Below are 21,595 nucleotides of genomic sequence, written 5' to 3'. Positions count from 1 at the left end.
TAAGGTGACTATAGCACGAAGGTTCCACCTCTTCCCATTCCGAACAGAGAAGTTAAGCTTCGTCACGCCGATGGTACTGCGTACAAGTGGGAGAGTAGGTAGTCGCCGTCTTATATGAGAGATCCTCGAGGTAGAGATACTTCGGGGATTTTTTGCGTTTATACAATTTAGACTTTGTTTACCTGTAAAATCATTTTTTGAAAGATGTGAAAGTAAAACGCGCATAAATTTTACATTACGATTAATTTATTGTAAATTTACCACATTGACAAAAAAATTATATCTATGATAATAAAATCAATTTTAGATACAGACTTATATAAGTTCACTACATCATACGCTTATATAAAGTTGTTTCCTTACGCAATAGGAACATTCAGTTTTAAGGATCGTGACGAAACGGTGTATTCGGATGAATTCCTGAATGCGCTTAAAGAAGAGTTCAACAGATTGAAAGGAGTAGGGCTGACATCTGATGAACTTGAATATATGTCTGTCAATTGCAGATTTATGCCAAGAGTATATTGGGAGTGGTTGTCTTCTTTCCGCTTTAATCCTGAGATAATAGAGGTTTATCTTGATGAGGAGCGTCATCTGCATATTGAAGTTACCGACTATTTATATAAGGTTACTCTTTATGAAGTTCCTATTCTTGCAATAGTTTCTGAAATAAAGAATATGTTTTTCAATCAGAAACCTTTGAAAGAAGAGGTTCTTGCAAAATTAGCCACTAAAGTGGAGTTGTCCAACTCGAATTTCATGCCATTTTCTGAATTCGGAACACGAAGAAGATTTTCTTTCGAAGTACATGATTGGGTGGTAGATTATCTGAAGAAACATTCTAAATACTGTACCGGTACATCAAACTGTTATCTTGCCATGAAATATAATATGCGTCCTATGGGAACGCATCCACATGAATGGTTCATGTTTCACGGAGCCCAGTTTGGATACAAGCATGCCAATTATATGGCATTGGAGAATTGGGTAAATGTGTATGATGGTGATTTAGGTACGGCATTGTCTGATACATATACTTCCGAATCGTTTCTGACAAACTTCAGCCGTAAGCAGGCAAAACTGTTTGATGGCGTAAGATGTGATTCCGGGGATGAACTTGAGTTTGTAGATAAACTTATTGACAGATATAAGGAGTTGGGTATAGATCCTGTTACCAAAACAATAATTTTCAGTAATGCCCTGGATTTTGAGAAAGCTTTGTCATTATATAAGCATTGTCAGGGTAAAATAAGATGTTCGTTCGGAATAGGTACGAACCTTACCAATGACACAGGCTACCAGCCGTCGAATATTGTAATGAAATTGTCAAAATGTAAGATGAATGCCAACCAAGGCTGGCGAGAATGTATAAAATTGTCGGATGACATGGGAAAACACATGGGAAGCATAACAGAAGTTCAGGCATGCATGCATGAACTCAGAATAGAATGACCATTAACAGAATTGATATAATAATAGTAATAATATAGTAGAACTATTAAATTGTTGTTAAATGTAGAGAAAAACTTTCATTTTATTTCATTATTCCAAAAATATATATACCTTTGCATCGAACAAAAAAAGAATATTATATGAATACAATGTTTTTACATATTTTGCTATGCGGTATTATTATTCTACTGGGAACACCGGTGGGAAGTGAGTCGCGTGCATACTGATGTAAAAATATTAAGATATATCAAGCCTTTCTCACTTCCCTGTGCGAAAGGCTTTTTTTTGATAACTATATAAAATGCAAAGAATATGAGTGAGAGATTATTTATTTTTGACACAACTCTTCGAGATGGTGAGCAGGTTCCTGGTTGTCAGCTTAATACTGTAGAGAAAATTCAGGTTGCCCGCCAGTTGGAAGCACTTGGAGTGGACATTATTGAAGCAGGTTTTCCGGTATCCAGTCCGGGCGATTTCAATTCTGTCATTGAGATTTCAAAGGCTGTTACATGGCCTACTATCTGTGCCCTTACGCGTGCGGTTCAGAAAGATATTGATGTAGCTGCAGAGGCTTTGAAATATGCAAAGCATAAAAGAATTCATACAGGAATCGGTACATCAGATTCACATATCAAGTATAAGTTCAATTCAACAAGAGAAGAAATTATAGAACGTGCTGTTGCAGCAGTGAAATACGCAAAACGATATGTTGAGGATGTGGAGTTCTATGCCGAAGATGCCGGACGTACTGAAAATGAGTATTTGGCCAGAGTGGTAGAAGCTGTAATCAAAGCCGGAGCTACAGTTGTGAACATTCCTGATACTACCGGATACTGCCTTCCTGAAGAATATGGTGCAAAAATCAAATATTTGATGGAACATGTCAATGGTATAGACAAGGCTATAATTTCAACTCACTGTCATAATGATTTGGGTATGGCTACAGCAAATACTATTTCCGGTGTTTTGAACGGAGCCAGACAAGTTGAGGTGACTATCAATGGTATAGGTGAGAGAGCCGGAAATACTTCTCTTGAAGAGGTAGCCATGATTCTTCGTTGCCACAATGACATTGATATTGATACAAATATAAATACACAGAAAATCTATCCTACAAGCCGAATGGTTTCAAGCTTGATGAATATGCCTGTCCAGCCTAATAAGGCCATTGTAGGACGTAATGCCTTTGCACATTCGTCGGGAATACACCAGGATGGAGTATTGAAGAATGTTCAGACTTACGAGATTATCGATCCTAAGGATGTGGGTATTGATGATAATGCTATTGTATTGACAGCCCGCAGCGGACGAGCTGCCTTGAAACACAGACTTCATATTCTTGGATTGGATATGACTCAGGAGAAACTTGACAAGGTTTATGAGGATTTCCTTAAACTTGCCGACAAGAAGAAAGATATTTCTGACGATGATATAATGGTATTGGCCGGTGCCGACAGAAATGTGAATCATCATATCAAATTGGAATATCTGCAAGTTACAAGTGGTGTAGGAGTTCGTTCTGTTGCAAGTCTCGGACTTAACATATCAGGTGAGCATTTCGAGGCAGCTGCTACCGGTAATGGTCCTGTGGATGCTGCTATTAAAGCAGTTAAGCAGATTATCAAGCGCCAGATGACACTGAAAGAATTTACTATTCAGGCTATCAGCAAGGGTAGTGATGATGTTGGTAAAGTACACATGCAGGTGGAATATGACGGTCAGATGTATTATGGCTTCGGAGCCAATACAGACATTATTGCCGCATCTGTGGAAGCTTATATTGACTGTATCAACAAGTTCAGAAAATGAAACTTAATTAATAATTAACAATTAATAGTGATTGGTTTTGTTTATATAAAAAACAATAAACTCACAATTTTAAACTTACATGAATACTTTATTTGACAAAATATGGGATGCACACGTAGTGCAGAAGGTTGAAGAAGGACCTACCCAATTATATATAGACCGTCTTTATTGCCACGAAGTGACAAGTCCGCAGGCTTTCGCTGGTATGCGTGCACGCGGTTTGAAGTGTTTCCGTCCTGAGAAAATCTACTGTATGCCGGATCATAACACACCGACTCACGACCAGGACAAACCGATAGAAGACCCTGTATCAAAAGCACAGGTGGATGCCTTGGCACAGAATGCTGCCGATTTCGGTCTGACACATTTCGGAATGATGAACAAGAAGAATGGTATCATTCATGTGGTTGGTCCTGAGAGAGGATTGACACTTCCAGGAATGACTATCGTATGTGGCGATTCGCATACATCTACTCACGGTGCCATGGGAGCAGTGGCTTTTGGTATTGGAACCAGTGAAGTGGAAATGGTTATGGCATCGCAGTGTATTCTTCAGTCGCGCCCTAAGACAATGCGTATCACTATCGACGGAAAGCTTGGTAAAGGAGTGACTGCAAAAGACGTGGCTCTTTATATGATGTCGAAGATGACTACAAGCGGTGCTACAGGATATTTCGTGGAATATGCCGGAGAAGCTATCCGCAGTCTTACTATGGAAGGACGTCTTACTCTGTGTAACCTGTCTATCGAGATGGGAGCACGTGGCGGTATGATAGCTCCGGACGAAGTGACTTTCGAATACATCAAAGGACGCGAATATGCACCTAAAGGAGAAGAGTGGGATAAGGCTCTTGCTTACTGGAAGACTTTGAAGAGTGACGATGACGCTGTGTTTGATAAAGAAGTCCGTTATGATGCAGCAGACATTCAGCCGATGATTACATACGGTACAAACCCTGGTATGGGTATGGCCATTACTTCTGATATTCCTACTACCGACGGTATGAGTGAAGTGGAGAAAGGTTCTTTTGAGAAATCTATGCAATACATGGGATTTGTTCCGGGTGAAAACCTGATTGGAAAGAAAGTGGATTACGTTTTCCTTGGAGCATGTACAAATGGACGTATAGAAGATTTCCGTGCCTTTGCTTCGATAGTTAAAGGACGTAAGAAAGCTGATAACATTACTGCATGGCTCGTTCCGGGCTCATGGATGGTGGACGAACAGATCCGTGAAGAAGGTCTCGACAAAATTTTGGAAGAAGCCGGATTTGAAATCCGTCAGCCGGGATGCTCTGCATGTCTTGCAATGAACGACGACAAGATTCCAGCAGGCAAATATTCGGTTTCTACAAGCAACAGAAACTTCGAAGGACGTCAGGGACCTGGTTCAAGAACATTGCTTGCGAGTCCGCTTACAGCCGCAGCCGCAGCCGTAACAGGAGTGATAACAGATCCAAGAACACTTATGTAATCAGTAAAATAGAGTATAACAATGAAACAGAAATTCGATATAATAACAAGCACTTGTATCCCTTTGCCTTTGGAGAATGTGGATACAGACCAGATAATCCCTGCACGTTTCCTTAAAGCAACTACACGTGATGAGAAGTTTTTCGGTGACAATCTTTTTCGCGACTGGAGATATAATCCGGACGGTTCGTTGAATAAAGACTTTGTACTGAACGATCCTAAATACAGCGGACAGGTTTTGGTGGCAGGAAAGAATTTTGGTAGCGGTTCAAGCCGTGAGCATGCGGCGTGGGCAATTGCCGGATATGGTTTCAGAGTGGTAGTGTCAAGTTTCTTTGCTGATATCCACAAGAATAACGAACTGAACAATTTCGTTCTTCCGGTAGTGGTAAGCGAAGAATTCCTTAAAGAGCTTTTCGATTCCATATATGCAGATCCTAAAACAGAGGTAGAGGTAAATCTTCCTGAACAGACTATCACCAACAAGGCTACAGGCAAATCGGAGAAATTCGAGATAAATGCCTATAAGAAGCACTGCCTGATGAACGGTCTGGACGATATAGATTTCCTTGTAGAAAACAGGGACAAGATAGCAGCATACGAAGAAGCTGTAAGTAAAAGATAATAATTGAACTGATAAATATGGATCATCCTGTAATAGAAATAATGGATACAACACTCCGCGACGGTGAACAGACCAGCGGAGTATCGTTTGTACCACACGAAAAACTGATGATAGCCCGCATGTTGCTAGAAGACCTGAAGGTTGACAGGATAGAGGTGGCATCGGCACGTGTGTCCGACGGAGAACTGAATGCTGTCAGGATGATATGCGATTGGGCAGCACGCCACAATATGCTATATAAGGTAGAGGTACTTGGCTTTGTGGACGGTACTGTCTCTGTTGATTGGATACATGATGCAGGTGGCCGTGTGATAAACCTTCTTTCAAAGGGCTCGGAGAAACACTGCCGTTATCAGCTGAAGAAAACACTTGAGGAACATCTTGAAGATATTCGCCGTACAGTGGCATACGCTTTGGACCGTGACATGGAAGTCAATCTTTATCTGGAAGATTGGAGTAACGGTATGAAAGACTCTCCGGAATATGTTTTCGGGCTTGTTGACGGATTGCTTGATGTAGGAATAAGGCGTTTTATGCTGCCCGATACTTTAGGTATTCTGAATCCTCTTCAGGTGATAGAGTATATGCGCAAAATGAAGAAACGCTATCCTGATTTGCATTTCGATTTCCATGCACACAATGACTATGACCTGGCTGTCAGCAATGTATTGGCAGCAGTTCTGAGTGGAGTAAAAGGTCTTCACACCACAATCAACGGCTTGGGCGAGCGTGCAGGAAATGCTCCTCTTGCCAGTGTGCAGGCGATATTGAAAGATCATTTTCAGGCTATCACACATATTGACGAAAGCCGTCTGAATGAGATAAGCCGTACTGTTGAATCATATTCAGGTATAAGTATTCCTGCCAACAAACCTATAGTAGGTCAGAATGTGTTTACTCAGGTGGCAGGTGTCCATGCCGACGGTGACAGCAAGAACAATCTTTACTTCAACGATCTTCAGCCGGAACGTTTCGGTCGTGTGAGGGAATATGCTTTGGGTAAGAACTCAGGTAAGGCGAATATCCGTAAGAATCTTGAAAGCCTTGGATTGGAGCTCGATGAAGAATCAATGCGCAAGGTGACAGACCGTATCATCGAACTTGGCGACCGCAAGGAACTTGTGACTCAGGACGACTTGCCTTATATCATTAGTGATGTGCTCAAACATGATACGGTAGATAAAAAGGTCAAGCTTTTAAGCTACTTTGTCACCCTTGCCCAAGGATTGAAACCTATGGCTACATTGAGCATAGAGATAGACGGTAAAGTATATCAGGAAAGCTCAAGTGGTGATGGTCAGTACGATGCTTTTGTACGCGCATTGCGAAAGATATATAAAGGGACACTGAACCGTAAGTTCCCTATGCTTGTGAATTATGCCGTTACCATTCCACCGGGCGGACGCACAGACGCATTTGTACAGACAGTGATAACATGGAATTATGAAGACAAGGAATTCCGTACCCGTGGTTTGGATGCCGACCAGACAGAAGCAGCAATTAAAGCTACAATAAAAATGTTGAATCTTATTGAATAGAAAATAAACTTAAAACTCAAATACAATGGATTTTAAAATAGCAGTATTAGCCGGTGACGGAATAGGACCGGAAATCTCCGTTCAGGGAGTTGATGTAATGACAGCCGTTTGTGAGAAATTCGGCCATAAAGTTTCATACGAATATGCCATCTGTGGTGCAGACGCAATAGATAAAGTTGGCGATCCGTTTCCGGAAGCAACTTACGAGGCTTGTAAAAATGCCGATGCGGTATTGTTCTCGGCAGTAGGTGATCCTAAATTCGATAATGACCCTACAGCAAAAGTCCGTCCGGAACAGGGACTTCTGGCTATGCGCAAGAAACTCGGTTTGTTTGCAAACGTCCGTCCAGTGCAGACTTTCAAATGCCTGGTACACAAGTCTCCTCTTAAAGCAGAACTCGTTGACGGTGCAGACTTTCTTTGTATCCGCGAGCTGACAGGAGGTATGTATTTCGGCGAAAAATATCAGGATAACGACAAGGCATACGATACAAATATGTACACTCGTCCTGAAATCGAAAGAATCCTGAAAGTAGGTTTCGAATATGCGATGAAACGCCGCAAACATCTTACTGTGGTAGATAAGGCAAATGTGCTTGCTTCTTCACGTTTGTGGAGACAGATTGCCCAGGAAATGGCTCCGCAGTATCCAGAAGTGACTACAGACTATATGTATGTGGACAATGCAGCAATGAAGATGATTCAGGAACCTAAGTTCTTCGATGTAATGGTTACAGAAAATACATTCGGTGATATCCTTACAGATGAAGGTTCTGTAATCAGCGGTTCTATGGGACTTCTTCCATCTGCTTCTACAGGCGAAAGTACACCGGTATTCGAGCCTATCCACGGTTCTTGGCCACAGGCTAAAGGGCTGAACATCGCCAATCCGTTGGCACAGATATTGTCTGTAGCAATGCTGTTCGAATATTTTGATTTGAAAGAAGAAGGAGCATTGGTCCGTCGTGCCGTTGATGCTTCGCTTGATGCCAACGTACGTACTCCTGAAATTCAGGTAGAAGGCGGTGCCAAATACGGTACTAAGGAAGTTGGCCAGTGGATTGTTGACTATATCAAGAAAGCATAATCATTACTCATATACAATATAAGAAGTCCGGACAGTTTTTTATCTTCTGTCCGGACTTTTTTTATATTCTGTGGTCGAATGTAATAATCTTACTGTGGTTTTCCTTTAAAGAATTTATGTTCCTTGATATTCTTGATTTTTATTTCTGCGTCTTGATAATAGGTTCTTCTGTCATTGTCTATTTCTCCGTTCTCGTCATATTTATAACGCTTGTCTTCGGGAACATTCTCCATATATTTGTTGAAATATTTTAAAGCATTCTCGTAGTCATCTCTGTAATAATATCTGCATCCGATGGTATAGAACAACACATTATCCTTGGAGTATTCGTATTGCTTTAATAAAGCGGCTATTTCACTTTTGGTGTCAAGGTTCAGCTCGCAGCATTCTGCCAGACCTTTGTAGAGTCGGATCATAACACTGTCTGTTGGCATGGTCAGCGATATGGCAGTATTCATGGCTTCTACACCTTCTTCTTTCCATGAAGTACGGGCAGCAGATTTGGCGAAATAATATAAGGCTCCTGTGTTTGGTCCTGACGGTTGCATTATGCTTATAGCCTTTTTCAGATTGTCGTAAGCGGAATAAAAATCATAGTTGCCGTAGTACGACATACCGAGATAGAACAATGTCAAATAAGAATTGTCGCCCATTCTTTTCAGGCTTTCATATCTTTCTATCGCTTTGGGATACATTTTCATCATGCAGAAAGCTTTTGCATTTTGGCGGTTCACGTCTATGTTGAGCGAGTCATGTCGTCGGTATTCCTCTGTAATGAGCATCGCGTATGAATACTGCCCATTGTTATTTACCATATTGGCTATTCTGGATATAATCTGAGGGTCCAGCGAATCACGGCGAAATGCGGCATTATATCCGGCAAAGGCAGATAGAGGATCTTCGTTTTCGTAAGTTTCTCCCAACAGGCGGTAAGCCGTGGCAGAAGTGGAATCACGGTCTATCCAGTCATGACATGCTTTCCTCGCATTTTCCAGGTCGTCAAGAGCAATCAGGGCATTGATGTGTTTTTGTCTGAAGAAAGATTTGTCGGGGCTGAGTCTCACGGCATGAGCGTATGCTTCAGAACTTTTCCTTACATCTCCAATCCTTCTGTAGCACTCCGCTATTTCTGCCCATGATTTTAGTGAAGTACTGTCCCGCTCAAGTCTCTTCTGGAGTAGCGGAAGTGCGGTTTGCCATTTGTTGAGTTCCTTACAGGCCTGTAGCCTGAATTCCGTACATTCCTCGTCAAGCGAGTCGGTACACGAAGTAATTTCAAGAACCTTTTCGTATTCGTAATTATCAATTGCAATTCTTATGCTGTCCTTGTTTTGAGCCAGCACTCCGAGCGTAAAGGTGCATGACAAACAAAAAAGAAGTCTTCCTGATTTCATATTTGTGTATGTGATTTATAGATTTTTCTTAATCTCGTCCTCTATCTCTTTGTCACTTATCTTTTCGGCGTATCCTTGGAATTTCTTCAATATCTTTCTGTCTTTACCTATCAGATAAAATTGAGGAACACTGCTTCCGGCCTGATAGTCATTAATAAGTTTTTCTATACTTTCCTTGTCGGCAGTGAGGAATTTGTATTTTATATCATTCTTCCTGATATAGTTCTCGCTCGATGATTTTCTCTTTATCCATGTCTCAACAGCTATGATTTCAAGCTCATTATTGTCGTATTTCTCTCTAAGCCTGTTCAGGAAAGGGATAGAAACTTTACACGGACCGCATCCTATTCCTGTGAGCTGTAGCAGGACAATCTTAGATTTAATGTCTTTAAGTGAGATTTTCCGGTCGTTAATATCAGTCAGAGTCCATTCCGGAGCAGTCTTGCCTGTCATGTCAACGGCAGGCTTCTCTTTTTTCTGTCCTCTTATATACCGTTCATAGCCTTCCGGATAGTAATCTTCTGCTATTATTTTTCCCATTCCCGAGGGGTTGAATACAAAGTCGGAACAGATTTCTTCATTTATATTATGTTGCATTTCCCTGCGATAGCGGTATGGTATATCATTTTCTTTAGAAATCCATACTTTGTAAATAGATGTAGGGTCGTATGTGTATGGGTTTTCCGGCAAATATTGTGCCTTACCGAAAAATTCTACCTGATTGGGCATATTTATCGTCAGTTCCATAAGAAAATCCTTTCCTTCGTCCTTCAGTGTTAGGACAATGCTGTCGTTTGTGTTCAGCGCATAATCTATTATTGCTTTCATGTGATAAAAAGCTTCTTGTTTGATTAATCTGAACGCTACAGGCCTTTTTCGTGTGAAGTCATCTATCACTATTTCTTTCTCCTTTTCTTCAATATACGATTGAACAGTTCCGTCATATACTGATAGAGGATGCTTGAATTCCTTATCGGATGCAATGATATATGAATAACCTATGGCGGTATCTTCAGGATTTACATGCTCGTATATTTCCCTATGTTCGTTGTAAACAGGTTCATTGTCTCCCGGCTCCCAAGATTTAAGTACACAATGGTATTTTACGGAATTTACCTTGTTCATATTCTCAAGCACTTCAGAAAGATATTCCCTGTCAGTTTTCTTTCCGCAGGCGGAAAACATTACCATGAATAATATGGAAATATAAATGTAGATATGTGTTTTCATAAATAGTGATAGTCTTATATTAAGAATCCACTTTAAGATTCCTGCCGTTAATCACATCTTAAAGTGGATTCAGAAAATTGATTTACTGTAGTCTGAATGTTACAGGGACGGTGTATTTAACTCTTACAACCTGACCTTTCTGCATTCCAGGTTTCCATTTAGGCATTTCGCCCAATACTCTCAACGCTTCTGCATCAAGGTCCGGATCTACAGAACGTAAAACGTTAAATTCAGTAGGAGTGCCGTCCTTTTCAACTACGAACTGAACGATTACTCTTCCTTGCACTTTTTTGTCCTGAGCTGCTTTAGGATATTTAATATTATCCTTAAGGTATGTCATAAGCTCCTTCATGCCTCCCGGAAATTCCGGCATTTGTTCCACTACTGCGAATGTTTCGTCCGTTGTTGCTGGTTTGTCAATAGGAACTTCTACCGCATCAGGTTTTACAGTAGTAGCGTTTCCTTTTACATCATCAGTCTTTGTTGCTTCCGAAGAGCATGAAATGTTTCCGGCAAGGAGTAGAGCAAAGGCCGGAATGGCGAACAGGGCATATTTGATATGTCCCGCACCGTTTGTCTTTTTCTTGTTCATCATAATGATACGTTGTTTAAGGTGAGAAAAATTAAAATTATTAGATAAACCGTACTTGTGATTGTATGTCAGTCCAAGCAGGTGATATTGATAGCTTTTTGTGGCGAATCCGGCATCCATAACCTTTCTGTCTGCCAGAAATTCAAGATTCAGTCTCACTTCGCGTTTCATCAGCCATGCGAATGGATTTATCCAACAGCATATATTTACAAGTTCTGCTATAATTATATCTATGGAATGTTTCTGGCGGACATGAGCCATTTCATGAGTGAGAATTTCGCTCATTTCCTCTTCTTTCACATTGTCAGGATTCAGGAAAATCCAATTGAAGAATGAAAACGGACCGGACTTGTCTTTCATGCATTTAATACGTATTCCGTTCACTGTCTTTTCAGGTGTGCGGAGTATAATCAGGTATAGGCTTATGGCCTGAATAATCAGTCTTACGGATAATGCCAATATTCCGGCAATGTATATATATTTTATCCATTCGGAAATTACAAATACCTGATTTCCCGGTTCAGTTCCGGCCGTTCCGACTACTATTTCAGGAATAGTGGTGGAATAATCAAAATTTGTCAGCATTACCAGGCTGTCGCGCGTCTCCATCCATTCACGGATATCAATCAGCGGTATGATGAACGGAAGGATAAGTGCCAGCATAAGTATCAACCTTCTTGAATTGAAGAAAGTATCGCGTGTGCATATCAGTTTGTACAGAGCGTAAAACAGGATTATGCCCAAATTGACTTGAAGTAGGTATATCATAAATAAGGTATTTTAAGTATTGAAGATTTTACAGTTATCTGACAGAGATTTATTTGTCTCCGTCTTTTTCTATCAGATTTATGATTTCGTTAAGTTCGTCTTTCGAAATCTTCTGTTCCTTGGCGAAGAAAGAAACCATTTCCTTATATGAGTTGGCAAAGTAGTTTTTCACCAGACTGCTTACCGAGCTTTTGGTGTATTCTTCCTGTTTCACCAGCGGTGTATATCTGTAAGTGTTTCCGAACTTTTCGGCTTTCAGGTAACCTTTTCTTTTAAGGTTGGTTATTATTGATGCAACCGTGGTATAGGGTGGAAGCGGTTCGTCATAACATCCCACTACGTCTTTCACATAGCAAGGACCAAGTTTCCATATAAAACGCATAGCTTCTTCTTCCTGAAAAGTAAGTTTTTCCATATCGTATCAATCTTTTAATTACTAACTTTTCGCAAATCTACGAAATAATCGTAATTGTGCAAATATTAGAAGGTTAAACATGGTTAATGACGGAAATAATTCATATTGGCAGTTCGGAGTGCCGGTGTCAATAAAAAAACGACAGGTCATTCGAAATAAAATGAACTGTCGTTTTAGTCAAAATGAACTGTCGTTTTATGACGGTTTTCCTGAAGTGGAAATTATGTCAAAATTTTTTTACTCTGATATGGCAATAAGGCTCGCCGCCTGTTTTGTCATAGTAATGCTGATGATAGCCCTCAGCTTCCCAAAAATGTGAAGCCGGAGTAAGAGCTGTGTTTACTTCATATCCTTTGTCGCGTAAGATGGAAATTACATTCTGCGCCTGCTCCAGCTGTGAATTGTCAAGATAGAAAATCTCGCTTCTGTATTGAGGACCTATGTCAGGACCCTGTCCGTCGGTCTGTGCGGGGTCGTGTATTTCGAAAAACAGCTTGCACAGGTCTGTGTATGAAATCTTTTCGGCGTCATATTCCACAAGCACAGCTTCGGCGTGTCCCGTAGTGTGAGCCTTTACTTCCTGATATGTAGGGTTTTCCTTGTGTCCGCCTATGTATCCCACTGTGGTGTTTATCACACCGTTTGCCCTTTCCATCTGGTGTTGTACTCCCCAGAAACATCCGCAGGCAAAAATAGCTTTCTCTGTTTTCATGATTTCAGTCTGTTTTATAAATGAATGTGCAAACATACAAAAAGATTTTAACTGCTGCACTATTTATCTGTTTATCTGTTACCTTTGCGCCATAACTACTGTGAACTCGTCATTATGAAGAAAATATTTATACTCATTTTTATATCGCTTTGTACTTTTTCCAAATCGTATTCCCAAGCTTACAATGAGGTTGTGGAACGTGCTATGAAATATGCATTGAGCGACAGTCTTGTGCAGGCGGAACAACTTTTCCGCGAGGCTTTGAAGATGGACCCTAACAATGCGCGTAATGCCCTTCTTTTTTCCAATCTTGGTACAGTGCTGAAACGCATGGGGCGTACTGATGAGGCAATAGAGGCATATACAATGGCACTTAATATCACTCCGTATTCCACAGCCATGCTTCTAAACCGTGGAACTCTGTATCTGGACAAAGGATTGGATTCGAAGGCATACGTCGATTTCTGTAATGTGATAGACCTTATACCGGAAAATATTGAGGCTCGCCTTTACCGTGCATACATATATATGCAGCGTCGTGAATACAAGGAGGCGCGTATAGATTATAATGTGATAGTTGGAAAAGAGCCGTCGCATAAGGCTGCACGTATAGGTCTGGCTATGCTGGACCAGCGCGAAGGAAACCTTACTGCGGCTCGTGACAAATTGAATCTGCTTATAGGTGAGTTCACTGATGATGCTTCACTCTTGTTAATGAGGGCTAATCTTGATTTGGAAAGAGGGTATCCTGAGGCGGCCGTTATTGATCTGGAAGAAGTATTACGCCTTAATCCGAAAGATGCGGAGACCACTGTGCAGTTGGGCGATGTATATCTGTCGCTAAAAGATAAGAATAAGGCTCTCAAGGCATACGAGAAAGCCATCACTCTAGGAATACCTCGCCCGGTGCTTATGGAACAGATGAAGAAATGTAAATAGAAATTCCTAATCATAGTTGGCGTTACACGTACGTGTTACGGGCGTGACGCGCTTGTGTTTCGCGTGTGACACGGTCGTGATACACGCGTTACACGTACGTGTAACGCTAACTATGTCAGTTCTTTTGATATAAAAACTGTGTTTCCCTCTTATTCATTTACGAAAATCTTTATTGCATTTACGAAATCGCGTCCGTATTTCTTCTTTTTGTATTCGCTGAATCCGGAAATGTCGTCCAGAGCTTCCATTGTCATAGGCTTCTTGTCGCAAAGCGATTGCAGCGTACTGTCGGACATTACAATATAAGGAGGTATAGCTTCCTGTTCTGCCAGCTTCAGTCTCAGCAGGCGCAAGGTTTCGAACAGGGTGTCTTCTTTCTCTTGACTGCTATAAGCATTTTTCTTAATCTGTACAGGCGATGAGCTGATGGTTTTCTTTTTATATTGCTTATTGGAGAATTCATCTTCTTTAATTACAACCAGTTCGGCGTTCAGCTTGCCGTATAAGACTTTTGCTCCCAGTTCTGTTATTTTAAGATGATTGTTTTCATTGTAGGCTATTTCTATATAGCCCATGTTAAGCATTTGCAGCAGATAGTTCTGCCAGTGGCGTGAAGGTATGTCCCTGCCCACGCCAAAGGTCTTTATTTTGTCGTATTCCTTTTCGGTAATTTCTTGTGTAAAGTTTCCACGGAGTATTTCTATGAGTGTTCCGGTAGCTATCTGCTGGTTGGTTCTTGCTATTGCACTCAGGGCTTTCTGTATAATAATAGTTCCATCAAATCTTTCAGGAGGATTACGGCATACGTCGCAGTTCCCGCAGTCATGCTCCATGGTTTCTCCGAAGTAGCTCAGCAGTATTCTTCGGCGGCAGATGTCGGCTTCGGCATACTGTTGCATGCGGTTCAGTTTCTCTATGTTGATTTCTTTCTGGTTGCTTTCTTCGGCAAATTTGGTGAGCTGAATCATGTCGCCAAGCGAGTAGAACAGCATTGTGTCACTCTTCATTCCGTCTCTTCCCGCACGTCCTATTTCCTGATAGAAGCTTTCTATACTTTTGGGCAGGTTGTAGTGAATTACCCATCTCACGTTTGATTTGTCTATTCCCATGCCGAATGCTATAGTGGCACATACTATCTGTACACGGTCGTTTATGAAATCGTCCTGAGCCTTTTCGCGTTCTGAGTTTGATAGCCCTGCATGATACACTGCTGTGTCGAAGCCTTCGTCGTAAAGCAGTTCGGCAACCTTTTCGGTGGTCTTTCTGCTCATGCAGTATATGATTCCGCTTTCATTGCCATGCTTTTCAATAAATCTTTTAATTATTCTGATTTTCTCTTTCTGCTGATAACCTTTTTTCACGTCAAGACTCAGGTTAGGACGGTCGAACGAGGAAATGAACACTTCCGGTTCATTCATTTTCAGCTGTTTTACGATGTCCTGACGTGTAATTTTGTCTGCAGTGGCAGTAAGTGCCACTATCGGAATCCGGGAGAACTGTTTTCTAAGTATGTCCAGCTGTGTGTATTCAGGGCGGAAATCATGTCCCCATTGTGAAATGCAATGTGCCTCGTCTATTGCAAAGAGTGATATTTCAATGTCTCTAAGCAAGTAGTTTATTTCGGATATAAGTCTTTCTGGAGAGATATACAGCAGTTTGACTTTTCCTTGCAGACATTCCATACGTACATTGGTGTTGTCAGTGTCGGTATTCATGCTGTTCAAGGCACGTGCCGTAATACCGTTTGCTTGCAGGGCTTCCACCTGGTCTTTCATAAGTGATATGAGTGGTGATACTACAATGGCTGTACCTTTCATCATCAATGCCGGAATCTGATAGCATAACGATTTGCCTCCACCGGTAGGCATCAGTACGAGGGTGTCTTTTCTGTTTAGTATATTTGTAATTATTTCTTCCTGTTGCGGACGGAATTTGGTATATCCGAAATATGTTTTGAGAATGTTTCGCATTTCTGTTTCTGGGGTTTTAAGCGGATGCAAAGATAATATAAAATTCATTGCGTTAATAATTGTACATTACAAACCGAATTTCATTTAAACAGTATTTAAATACCGTTTGAATACTGTTTGAAGACGAAAATTTTGTCCGTGAGAAAAAATATATATAAATATCTTTGTTGCTTAATAGATAGAGAGTTGTATGTGGAATGGTAAAAAAAGAACTCTTTGAGATATAAAAAACTACACGAAAAATTTTGACAAAGATTTTGTGGTCTGAAAAAAATCTTACAAATTTGTATTGAAAAATTGTAAACTAAGACTAAAACATATCAGCACAAATGGAAAATAATCATGGAGTAATCAATTCGGAAAGCAATGATCAGGAGAAGAGACCATATAATTTGCGTGACAAGAAAATCAAGTCTGCGCCATATAGGGATCTTATCAGGACTGAACTTGCGGACGAACTTTACGACAGAATATACGAACTGGTGGTGACTAACAAAAGATATAAACAACCGAACTTCTCCGCCAGCGACTTGGCAAAAATGCTTAAGACTAATACCCGGTATCTTTCCGCAGTGGTAAATTCAAAATTTAAAATGAACTTTTCATGTCTGCTTAATGAATATAGAATTAAGGAGGCAAAACGCATGTTGACCGACAAAAGATATGCAGGGAAAAATATTGAGGAAATAAGTGCCATGTCAGGATTTGCCAACAGACAGTCTTTCTATGCTGCCTTTTACAGAATTGTAGGTATTACTCCTAATGAATACAGAAAGAATCATGAAAACATCTGAAGATAATTTTAATTATTCTGTAGAGCAATTTGCCGATCTGCAGATTTTACGATACAAAGTACAGGGATTTGAGTCATTGACATTAAACCAGAAAAAACTTATATATTATCTTTCTGAAGCCGCGCTGAACGGGCGTGATATTCTTTTTGACCAGAATGGAAAATATAATATGAAAATTCGCCGTCTGTTGGAGGCTGTATATCTGAACTACGATGGCGACCGTTCTGATTCTGAATTTCAGGCATTCGAAGTGTATCTTAAGAGAGTGTGGTTTGCAAGCGGAATTCATCACCATTATTCCACAGATAAATTTATTCCCGGATTTTCAGTTGATTTCCTCCGTAATTCTGTTATGGCTTTGGATAAGTCATTGTTGCCATTATCAGCAGGAGAGACCGTTGTAGGCTTGTGTAATGAGTTGTTCCCGGTTATGTTCGATCCGGAAATGATGCCTAAACGTGTCAATCAGGTTGATGGTGAGGACTTGCTGTTGACATCAGCATCCAATTATTATGTAGGGGTTACACAGCAGGAAGCCGAGGAATTTTATTCCGCCATGAAATCACCTGATGATGAGACTCCGATTATGTACGGAATGAATAGCCGTCTTGAGAAGAAGAATGGTAAGATAACCGAAGTGGTCTGGAAACTCGACGGCGAATATGGAAAAGCCATAAGCAAGATTGTTTATTGGTTAGAGAAGGCTATGGATGTAGCTGAGAACGAACATCAGAAAGAGGTTATACGTTTGCTCGTGGATTTTTATCGTACGGGCGATTTGAAAGTGTTTGACGACTATTCCATTTGCTGGCTGAAAGATACGGAGTCGAGAATTGATTTCGTCAATGGATTCATTGAAAGTTATGGCGATCCGTTGGGAATGAAAGCAAGCTGGGAGTCCATTGTAAACTTTAAGGACCTTGAAGCTACACATCGTACTGAGGTGTTAAGCTCGAATGCTCAATGGTTTGAGGATAACTCGCCTGTTTCATCACAGTTCAAGAAAACTGAGGTGAAGGGTGTGTCGGCAAAGGTTATTACTGCTGCGATTCTTGCAGGTGACCTTTATCCTGCAAGTGCTATAGGCATAAACCTGCCAAACTCTAACTGGATTCGCAGTATCCATGGCTCAAAGTCAGTTACTATAGGTAATCTGACAGATGCTTACAACAAGGCTGCAAAAGGAAACGGTTTCAGAGATGAGTTTGTATATGGTGAATACGAGAAGGTACTTCTTGACAAATATGCTGATATAACAGGCGATTTGCATACTGATCTTCATGAATGTCTTGGTCATGGTTCCGGAAAACTTCTTCCTGGTGTCGATCCTGATGCGCTTAAGGCATACGGAGCCACAATAGAGGAGGCACGTGCCGATTTGTTCGGCCTTTATTATCTGCCGGACGCAAAAATGGTAGAACTCGGGCTTACTCCTGACGGTGAGGCATATAAGGCTGAATATTATTCGTACATGATGAACGGTTTGCTGACTCAGCTTGTCAGAATTGAACCGGGATGCTGTATCGAGGAATCGCACATGCGTAACCGACAGCTTATTGCTGCATGGGCCTTGGAGCATGGGGCAAAAGATGAAGTTGTAAAACTTGTTGTAAAAGATAAAAAAACTTATGTCGTAGTAAACGATTATGATAAGTTACGTTCTCTGTTCGGTGAATTACTTGCTGAAATTCAAAGAATAAAGAGTGAAGGCGACTATGAAGCCGCACGTGAGCTGGTAGAAAAGTACGCCGTAAAGGTAAATCAGAAATTACATTCTGAAATTCTTGAAAGATACAGAGAACTGCACCTTGCACCATACAAGGGATTTATCAATCCGGTATATACAGCGTTGACTGACGACAAAAACAATATAATTGATGTAACAATAGATTATAGCGAAGGTTATGCGGAACAGATGCTTCGTTATAGTCGTGACTATTCTAATCTTTGATTTAAAACATGAACGACGTACAGGAAACAATAAAGGACATAAAGTCGAAATTCCGTTTGTTTATGAACGGAGTCATTTCTCAAAGCATGCGCGAAAAGGGAATGGACTACAAACTGAATTTCGGTATTGAATATTCCCGTATCAGGGAAATTGCTGCCGAATATGAAAAAAATCATGAGCTTGCGCAGGCATTGTGGAAGGAGAATATTCGTGAGTGTAAGATTATGGCAACCTTGCTTCAGCCGGCAGATACCTTCTGTAAGGAAATAGCAGAGATATGGATTGACGATATGAAATATCCCGAGCTGGCTGAGTACACTGTAATGAACATATTACAGCATGTGGATTACGCGTCGGATGTGGTATTTAAATGGATGGCAGACGAGCGTCCTTATTATCAATTCTGCGGATATATGCTTATGACACGACTCCTGATGAAAGGCATGAAGATGAACGAACGTGCCGAGGCAGAGTTTATGGATCAGGCTTTTACGGAAATAGAAGGCGGTGAACCTATGGTAAAAAAGGCTGCTGCTACAGCCCTGAAAAAATTCTCAGTACAGTCAAAGGATAATGCTAAACTTGTAAGCAGGCAATTGGGACTTTTGAGCAAAACTGCCAATCCGGAATTGAAACTTTATATCGACGAAATAAAATATGATATAGAATATTGTCAATAGTTTTCTTGAATTGAGTAAATTATATTAACTTTGACCGCTGAAGATATTTTTTAATGGCAGACAAGATAAAAGATACGGTAAAACAGGTACTTACTGAGTACTTACAGAAGAACGGACATCGTAAGACGCCCGAACGTTATGCTATACTCGATTCCATATATTCTATAAAGGGACATTTCAATATAGAGACCTTGCTGCAGTATATGGAAGAAAAAGAAAAATTCCGTGTCAGTCGTGCCACTCTTTATAATACAATTATTCTTCTTATTGATGCCGGTCTGGTTATTAAACATCAATTTGGCAATACTTCGCAATACGAACGTTCGTATAACAATGAAACCCATCATCACATGATTTGTACTTCTTGTGGAAAAGTGTCGGAATTTGAAGATGAAAATCTTAAACAAGCAATAGTACAGAGTAAATTGAAGGGTTTCCAGCCTACGCATTATTCATTGTATATATATGGATTATGCAGTAAATGTGTGTCTAAACGAAAAAAGAATAAATAAAAACTATTTTAAATATAACAATCATGAAAGTAGATGTCTTGTTAGGTTTACAGTGGGGCGACGAAGGAAAAGGTAAGGTAGTAGATGTCCTGACTCCACGTTATGATGTAGTTGCGCGTTTTCAAGGTGGTCCGAATGCAGGTCATACTCTGGAGTTTGAAGGACAGAAATACGTTCTCCGCTCTATCCCATCAGGAATTTTCCAGGGTGACAAAGTAAATATTATTGGTAACGGCGTTGTGCTTGACCCATCATTGTTCAAGGCTGAAGCCGAAGCATTGGAAGCAAGCGGACATCCTTTGAAGGAACGTTTGCACATTTCTAAAAAGGCACATCTCATATTGCCTACACACCGTATTCTTGATGCTGCGTACGAAGCGGCAAAGGGAGCCTCAAAAGTCGGTACTACCGGTAAAGGTATAGGTCCTACTTATACAGACAAAGTTAGCCGTAACGGTTTGCGTGTTGGTGATATATTGAATAACTTCGAAGCTAAATATGCTGCCGCTAAAGCCCGTCATGAACAGATTCTGAAGAGCTTGAATTATGAATATGACATTACAGAGCTGGAAAAACAGTGGATGGAAGGCATTGAATATCTTCGTCAGTTCAACCTTGTTGACAGCGAGCACGAAATAAACAACCTTCTTAAAGAAGGCAAGAGCGTGCTTTGCGAAGGTGCTCAGGGAACAATGCTTGACGTTGATTTCGGTTCTTATCCGTTCGTTACTTCTTCGAATACTATATGCGCAGGGGCTTGTACAGGTCTTGGACTTGGTCCAAATAAAATTGGCGAGGTATATGGTATCATGAAGGCTTACTGTACACGTGTAGGTTCTGGTCCTTTCCCGACAGAATTGTTCGACGAGACAGGCAAGACTATTCGTGATCTTGGTCATGAATATGGTGCTGTGACAGGCCGTGAACGTCGTTGCGGATGGATTGACCTTGTTGCTCTGCGTTATTCTATCATGGTTAACGGTGTTACTCAGCTTATCCTTATGAAGAGTGATGTTCTTGACGGATTTGATACAATCAAGGCTTGTGTGGCTTATAAGGTTAATGGCGAGGAAATTGATTATTTCCCATACGATATCAACGAAGGTGTTGAGCCTGTTTACGTTGAATTGCCTGGATGGAAGACTGATATGACAAAGATGACGAGCGAAGACGAATTCCCTGAAGAATTCAATGCTTACATATCATTCCTTGAAGAACAGCTTGGTACACCAATCAAAATCGTTTCTGTTGGTCCTGACCGTGCACAGACTATCGAAAGATATACTGAACAATAATCATATATATTAGATTATAATCCTTTTGAACTGCTGGTTTCCATTTGAAGTTTGGAAATCAGCAGTTTTTGTATTATCGTAAGCCAAATTGATTATTTACTGAATAAATATTTATGAATTCATTATTTTGCTTTTATTTTGAAAGAATTTTGACGTAAATTTTTTCATCTGTTGATTTTTGTATATATTAGGGCAGAAAATTGTTATATATTATCTCTCTCTTAAATATAATCCTTCAGTTGGGAGGCGTTCTCAGTGATTGAGAGCGTCTCTTATTTTTTATTTACTAAATAAAATCTTGTTAATCAATACTCCCAATTTAATGTAAAAATACTAACTTTGCCGACACTTTGTAAATC

Annotated in this window: 18 protein-coding genes and 1 rRNA gene; 13 read left to right on the top strand and 6 right to left on the bottom strand. The window is 40.5% G+C overall.

All coding sequences use genetic code 11. From position 1 onward, the window contains the following. The 7 genes from rrf (at position 1) to leuB (ending at position 7,984) form a co-directional block, all read left to right on the top strand. Positions 1 to 111, top strand: a 5S ribosomal RNA gene (gene rrf, locus H6A27_RS08220). Positions 112 to 285: 174 nt separating this feature from the next. Then, positions 286 to 1,452 carry a nicotinate phosphoribosyltransferase gene (pncB, locus tag H6A27_RS08215; RefSeq protein WP_204508327.1) on the top strand — a complete coding sequence of 389 codons (1,167 nt, stop codon included), beginning with the start codon at positions 286 to 288 and terminating at the stop codon, positions 1,450 to 1,452. Positions 1,453 to 1,764: 312 nt separating this feature from the next. Then, positions 1,765 to 3,261 carry a 2-isopropylmalate synthase gene (locus tag H6A27_RS08210; protein ID WP_154043983.1) on the top strand — a complete coding sequence of 499 codons (1,497 nt, stop codon included), beginning with the start codon at positions 1,765 to 1,767 and terminating at the stop codon, positions 3,259 to 3,261. Positions 3,262 to 3,340: 79 nt separating this feature from the next. Further along, positions 3,341 to 4,735 carry a 3-isopropylmalate dehydratase large subunit gene (leuC, locus tag H6A27_RS08205; RefSeq protein WP_204508325.1) on the top strand — a complete coding sequence of 465 codons (1,395 nt, stop codon included), beginning with the start codon at positions 3,341 to 3,343 and terminating at the stop codon, positions 4,733 to 4,735. Between the two features lie 21 nt (positions 4,736 to 4,756). After that, positions 4,757 to 5,359, top strand: a complete 603-nt coding sequence (gene leuD / locus H6A27_RS08200) for a 3-isopropylmalate dehydratase small subunit (protein WP_204508323.1) — start codon at positions 4,757 to 4,759, stop codon at positions 5,357 to 5,359. A 17-nt stretch (positions 5,360 to 5,376) separates the two neighbouring features. After that, complete coding sequence (locus tag H6A27_RS08195) at positions 5,377 to 6,897, top strand: alpha-isopropylmalate synthase regulatory domain-containing protein (protein WP_204508321.1); 1,521 nt, start codon at positions 5,377 to 5,379, stop codon at positions 6,895 to 6,897. A 25-nt stretch (positions 6,898 to 6,922) separates the two neighbouring features. Then, on the top strand, positions 6,923 to 7,984 hold the full coding sequence (leuB, locus tag H6A27_RS08190) for a 3-isopropylmalate dehydrogenase (protein ID WP_204508320.1): 1,062 nt from the start codon (positions 6,923 to 6,925) through the stop codon (positions 7,982 to 7,984). An 89-nt stretch (positions 7,985 to 8,073) separates the two neighbouring features. Here leuB and H6A27_RS08185 read toward each other — a convergent pair whose 3' ends face one another. The 5 genes from H6A27_RS08185 to msrA form a co-directional block, all read right to left on the bottom strand. Continuing rightward, positions 8,074 to 9,378 (bottom strand): tetratricopeptide repeat protein, encoded by a 1,305-nt coding sequence (locus tag H6A27_RS08185; protein WP_204508318.1) that lies wholly within the window; start codon positions 9,376 to 9,378, stop codon positions 8,074 to 8,076. Between the two features lie 15 nt (positions 9,379 to 9,393). Next, positions 9,394 to 10,608: a TlpA family protein disulfide reductase gene (locus tag H6A27_RS08180; protein ID WP_204508316.1), complete on the bottom strand. Its 1,215-nt coding sequence runs from the start codon at positions 10,606 to 10,608 to the stop codon at positions 9,394 to 9,396. An 82-nt stretch (positions 10,609 to 10,690) separates the two neighbouring features. Continuing rightward, positions 10,691 to 11,968, bottom strand: coding sequence for a M56 family metallopeptidase (locus H6A27_RS08175; RefSeq protein WP_204508314.1), 1,278 nt, complete (start codon positions 11,966 to 11,968; stop codon positions 10,691 to 10,693). A gap of 49 nt (positions 11,969 to 12,017) precedes the next feature. Further along, entirely contained in the window at positions 12,018 to 12,383 is a 366-nt protein-coding gene (locus H6A27_RS08170; protein WP_204401433.1) for a BlaI/MecI/CopY family transcriptional regulator, read from the bottom strand. Between the two features lie 226 nt (positions 12,384 to 12,609). Further along, positions 12,610 to 13,095, bottom strand: a complete 486-nt coding sequence (msrA, locus tag H6A27_RS08165) for a peptide-methionine (S)-S-oxide reductase MsrA (protein ID WP_204508312.1) — start codon at positions 13,093 to 13,095, stop codon at positions 12,610 to 12,612. A 114-nt stretch (positions 13,096 to 13,209) separates the two neighbouring features. Here msrA and H6A27_RS08160 point away from each other — a divergent pair, with 114 nt between their 5' ends. Further along, on the top strand, positions 13,210 to 14,034 hold the full coding sequence (locus tag H6A27_RS08160; RefSeq protein WP_204508311.1) for a tetratricopeptide repeat protein: 825 nt from the start codon (positions 13,210 to 13,212) through the stop codon (positions 14,032 to 14,034). A gap of 149 nt (positions 14,035 to 14,183) precedes the next feature. Here the strand turns inward: H6A27_RS08160 and recQ are convergent, their stop codons facing one another. After that, positions 14,184 to 16,004 carry a DNA helicase RecQ gene (gene recQ, locus H6A27_RS08155; RefSeq protein ID WP_204508331.1) on the bottom strand — a complete coding sequence of 607 codons (1,821 nt, stop codon included), beginning with the start codon at positions 16,002 to 16,004 and terminating at the stop codon, positions 14,184 to 14,186. A 329-nt stretch (positions 16,005 to 16,333) separates the two neighbouring features. Between recQ and H6A27_RS08150 the strand changes: the two genes are divergently transcribed. The 5 genes from H6A27_RS08150 to H6A27_RS08130 are packed head-to-tail and all read left to right on the top strand — an operon-like array spanning position 16,334 to position 21,236. Then, positions 16,334 to 16,798 (top strand): helix-turn-helix domain-containing protein, encoded by a 465-nt coding sequence (locus tag H6A27_RS08150; RefSeq protein WP_204401429.1) that lies wholly within the window; start codon positions 16,334 to 16,336, stop codon positions 16,796 to 16,798. Then, positions 16,785 to 18,749 carry a dipeptidyl-peptidase 3 family protein gene (locus H6A27_RS08145; RefSeq protein WP_204508310.1) on the top strand — a complete coding sequence of 655 codons (1,965 nt, stop codon included), beginning with the start codon at positions 16,785 to 16,787 and terminating at the stop codon, positions 18,747 to 18,749. Before H6A27_RS08150 ends, H6A27_RS08145 begins: the two co-directional genes overlap by 14 nt. Positions 18,750 to 18,757: 8 nt before the next feature. Further along, positions 18,758 to 19,429 (top strand): DNA alkylation repair protein, encoded by a 672-nt coding sequence (locus tag H6A27_RS08140; protein WP_204508308.1) that lies wholly within the window; start codon positions 18,758 to 18,760, stop codon positions 19,427 to 19,429. Between the two features lie 53 nt (positions 19,430 to 19,482). Then, positions 19,483 to 19,941 (top strand): Fur family transcriptional regulator, encoded by a 459-nt coding sequence (locus tag H6A27_RS08135; RefSeq protein WP_204401423.1) that lies wholly within the window; start codon positions 19,483 to 19,485, stop codon positions 19,939 to 19,941. A gap of 23 nt (positions 19,942 to 19,964) precedes the next feature. Continuing rightward, positions 19,965 to 21,236 carry an adenylosuccinate synthase gene (locus tag H6A27_RS08130; RefSeq protein ID WP_204401421.1) on the top strand — a complete coding sequence of 424 codons (1,272 nt, stop codon included), beginning with the start codon at positions 19,965 to 19,967 and terminating at the stop codon, positions 21,234 to 21,236. Positions 21,237 to 21,595 lie beyond the last annotated feature (359 nt).

Source organism: Bacteroides caecigallinarum, assembly GCF_016902295.1.
Taxonomy (GTDB): Bacteria; Bacteroidota; Bacteroidia; order Bacteroidales; family Bacteroidaceae; genus Phocaeicola; species Phocaeicola caecigallinarum_A.
This window is presented reverse-complemented; position numbering and strand designations above follow the sequence as displayed.

What these genes read in the sequence shown, in the direction of transcription:
- recQ (WP_204508331.1), bottom strand. Translation starts at nt 16,004, where the DNA reads ATGCGAAACATTCTCAAAACATATTTCGGATATACCAAATTCCGTCCG.
- msrA (WP_204508312.1), bottom strand. Translation starts at nt 13,095, where the DNA reads ATGAAAACAGAGAAAGCTATTTTTGCCTGCGGATGTTTCTGGGGAGTA.
- leuC (WP_204508325.1), top strand. Translation starts at nt 3,341, where the DNA reads ATGAATACTTTATTTGACAAAATATGGGATGCACACGTAGTGCAGAAG.
- H6A27_RS08210 (WP_154043983.1), top strand. Translation starts at nt 1,765, where the DNA reads ATGAGTGAGAGATTATTTATTTTTGACACAACTCTTCGAGATGGTGAG.
- leuB (WP_204508320.1), top strand. Translation starts at nt 6,923, where the DNA reads ATGGATTTTAAAATAGCAGTATTAGCCGGTGACGGAATAGGACCGGAA.
- H6A27_RS08180 (WP_204508316.1), bottom strand. Translation starts at nt 10,608, where the DNA reads ATGAAAACACATATCTACATTTATATTTCCATATTATTCATGGTAATG.
- H6A27_RS08130 (WP_204401421.1), top strand. Translation starts at nt 19,965, where the DNA reads ATGAAAGTAGATGTCTTGTTAGGTTTACAGTGGGGCGACGAAGGAAAA.
- H6A27_RS08150 (WP_204401429.1), top strand. Translation starts at nt 16,334, where the DNA reads ATGGAAAATAATCATGGAGTAATCAATTCGGAAAGCAATGATCAGGAG.
- H6A27_RS08145 (WP_204508310.1), top strand. Translation starts at nt 16,785, where the DNA reads ATGAAAACATCTGAAGATAATTTTAATTATTCTGTAGAGCAATTTGCC.
- H6A27_RS08175 (WP_204508314.1), bottom strand. Translation starts at nt 11,968, where the DNA reads ATGATATACCTACTTCAAGTCAATTTGGGCATAATCCTGTTTTACGCT.
- H6A27_RS08140 (WP_204508308.1), top strand. Translation starts at nt 18,758, where the DNA reads ATGAACGACGTACAGGAAACAATAAAGGACATAAAGTCGAAATTCCGT.
- leuD (WP_204508323.1), top strand. Translation starts at nt 4,757, where the DNA reads ATGAAACAGAAATTCGATATAATAACAAGCACTTGTATCCCTTTGCCT.
- pncB (WP_204508327.1), top strand. Translation starts at nt 286, where the DNA reads ATGATAATAAAATCAATTTTAGATACAGACTTATATAAGTTCACTACA.
- H6A27_RS08195 (WP_204508321.1), top strand. Translation starts at nt 5,377, where the DNA reads ATGGATCATCCTGTAATAGAAATAATGGATACAACACTCCGCGACGGT.
- H6A27_RS08160 (WP_204508311.1), top strand. Translation starts at nt 13,210, where the DNA reads ATGAAGAAAATATTTATACTCATTTTTATATCGCTTTGTACTTTTTCC.
- H6A27_RS08170 (WP_204401433.1), bottom strand. Translation starts at nt 12,383, where the DNA reads ATGGAAAAACTTACTTTTCAGGAAGAAGAAGCTATGCGTTTTATATGG.
- H6A27_RS08135 (WP_204401423.1), top strand. Translation starts at nt 19,483, where the DNA reads ATGGCAGACAAGATAAAAGATACGGTAAAACAGGTACTTACTGAGTAC.
- H6A27_RS08185 (WP_204508318.1), bottom strand. Translation starts at nt 9,378, where the DNA reads ATGAAATCAGGAAGACTTCTTTTTTGTTTGTCATGCACCTTTACGCTC.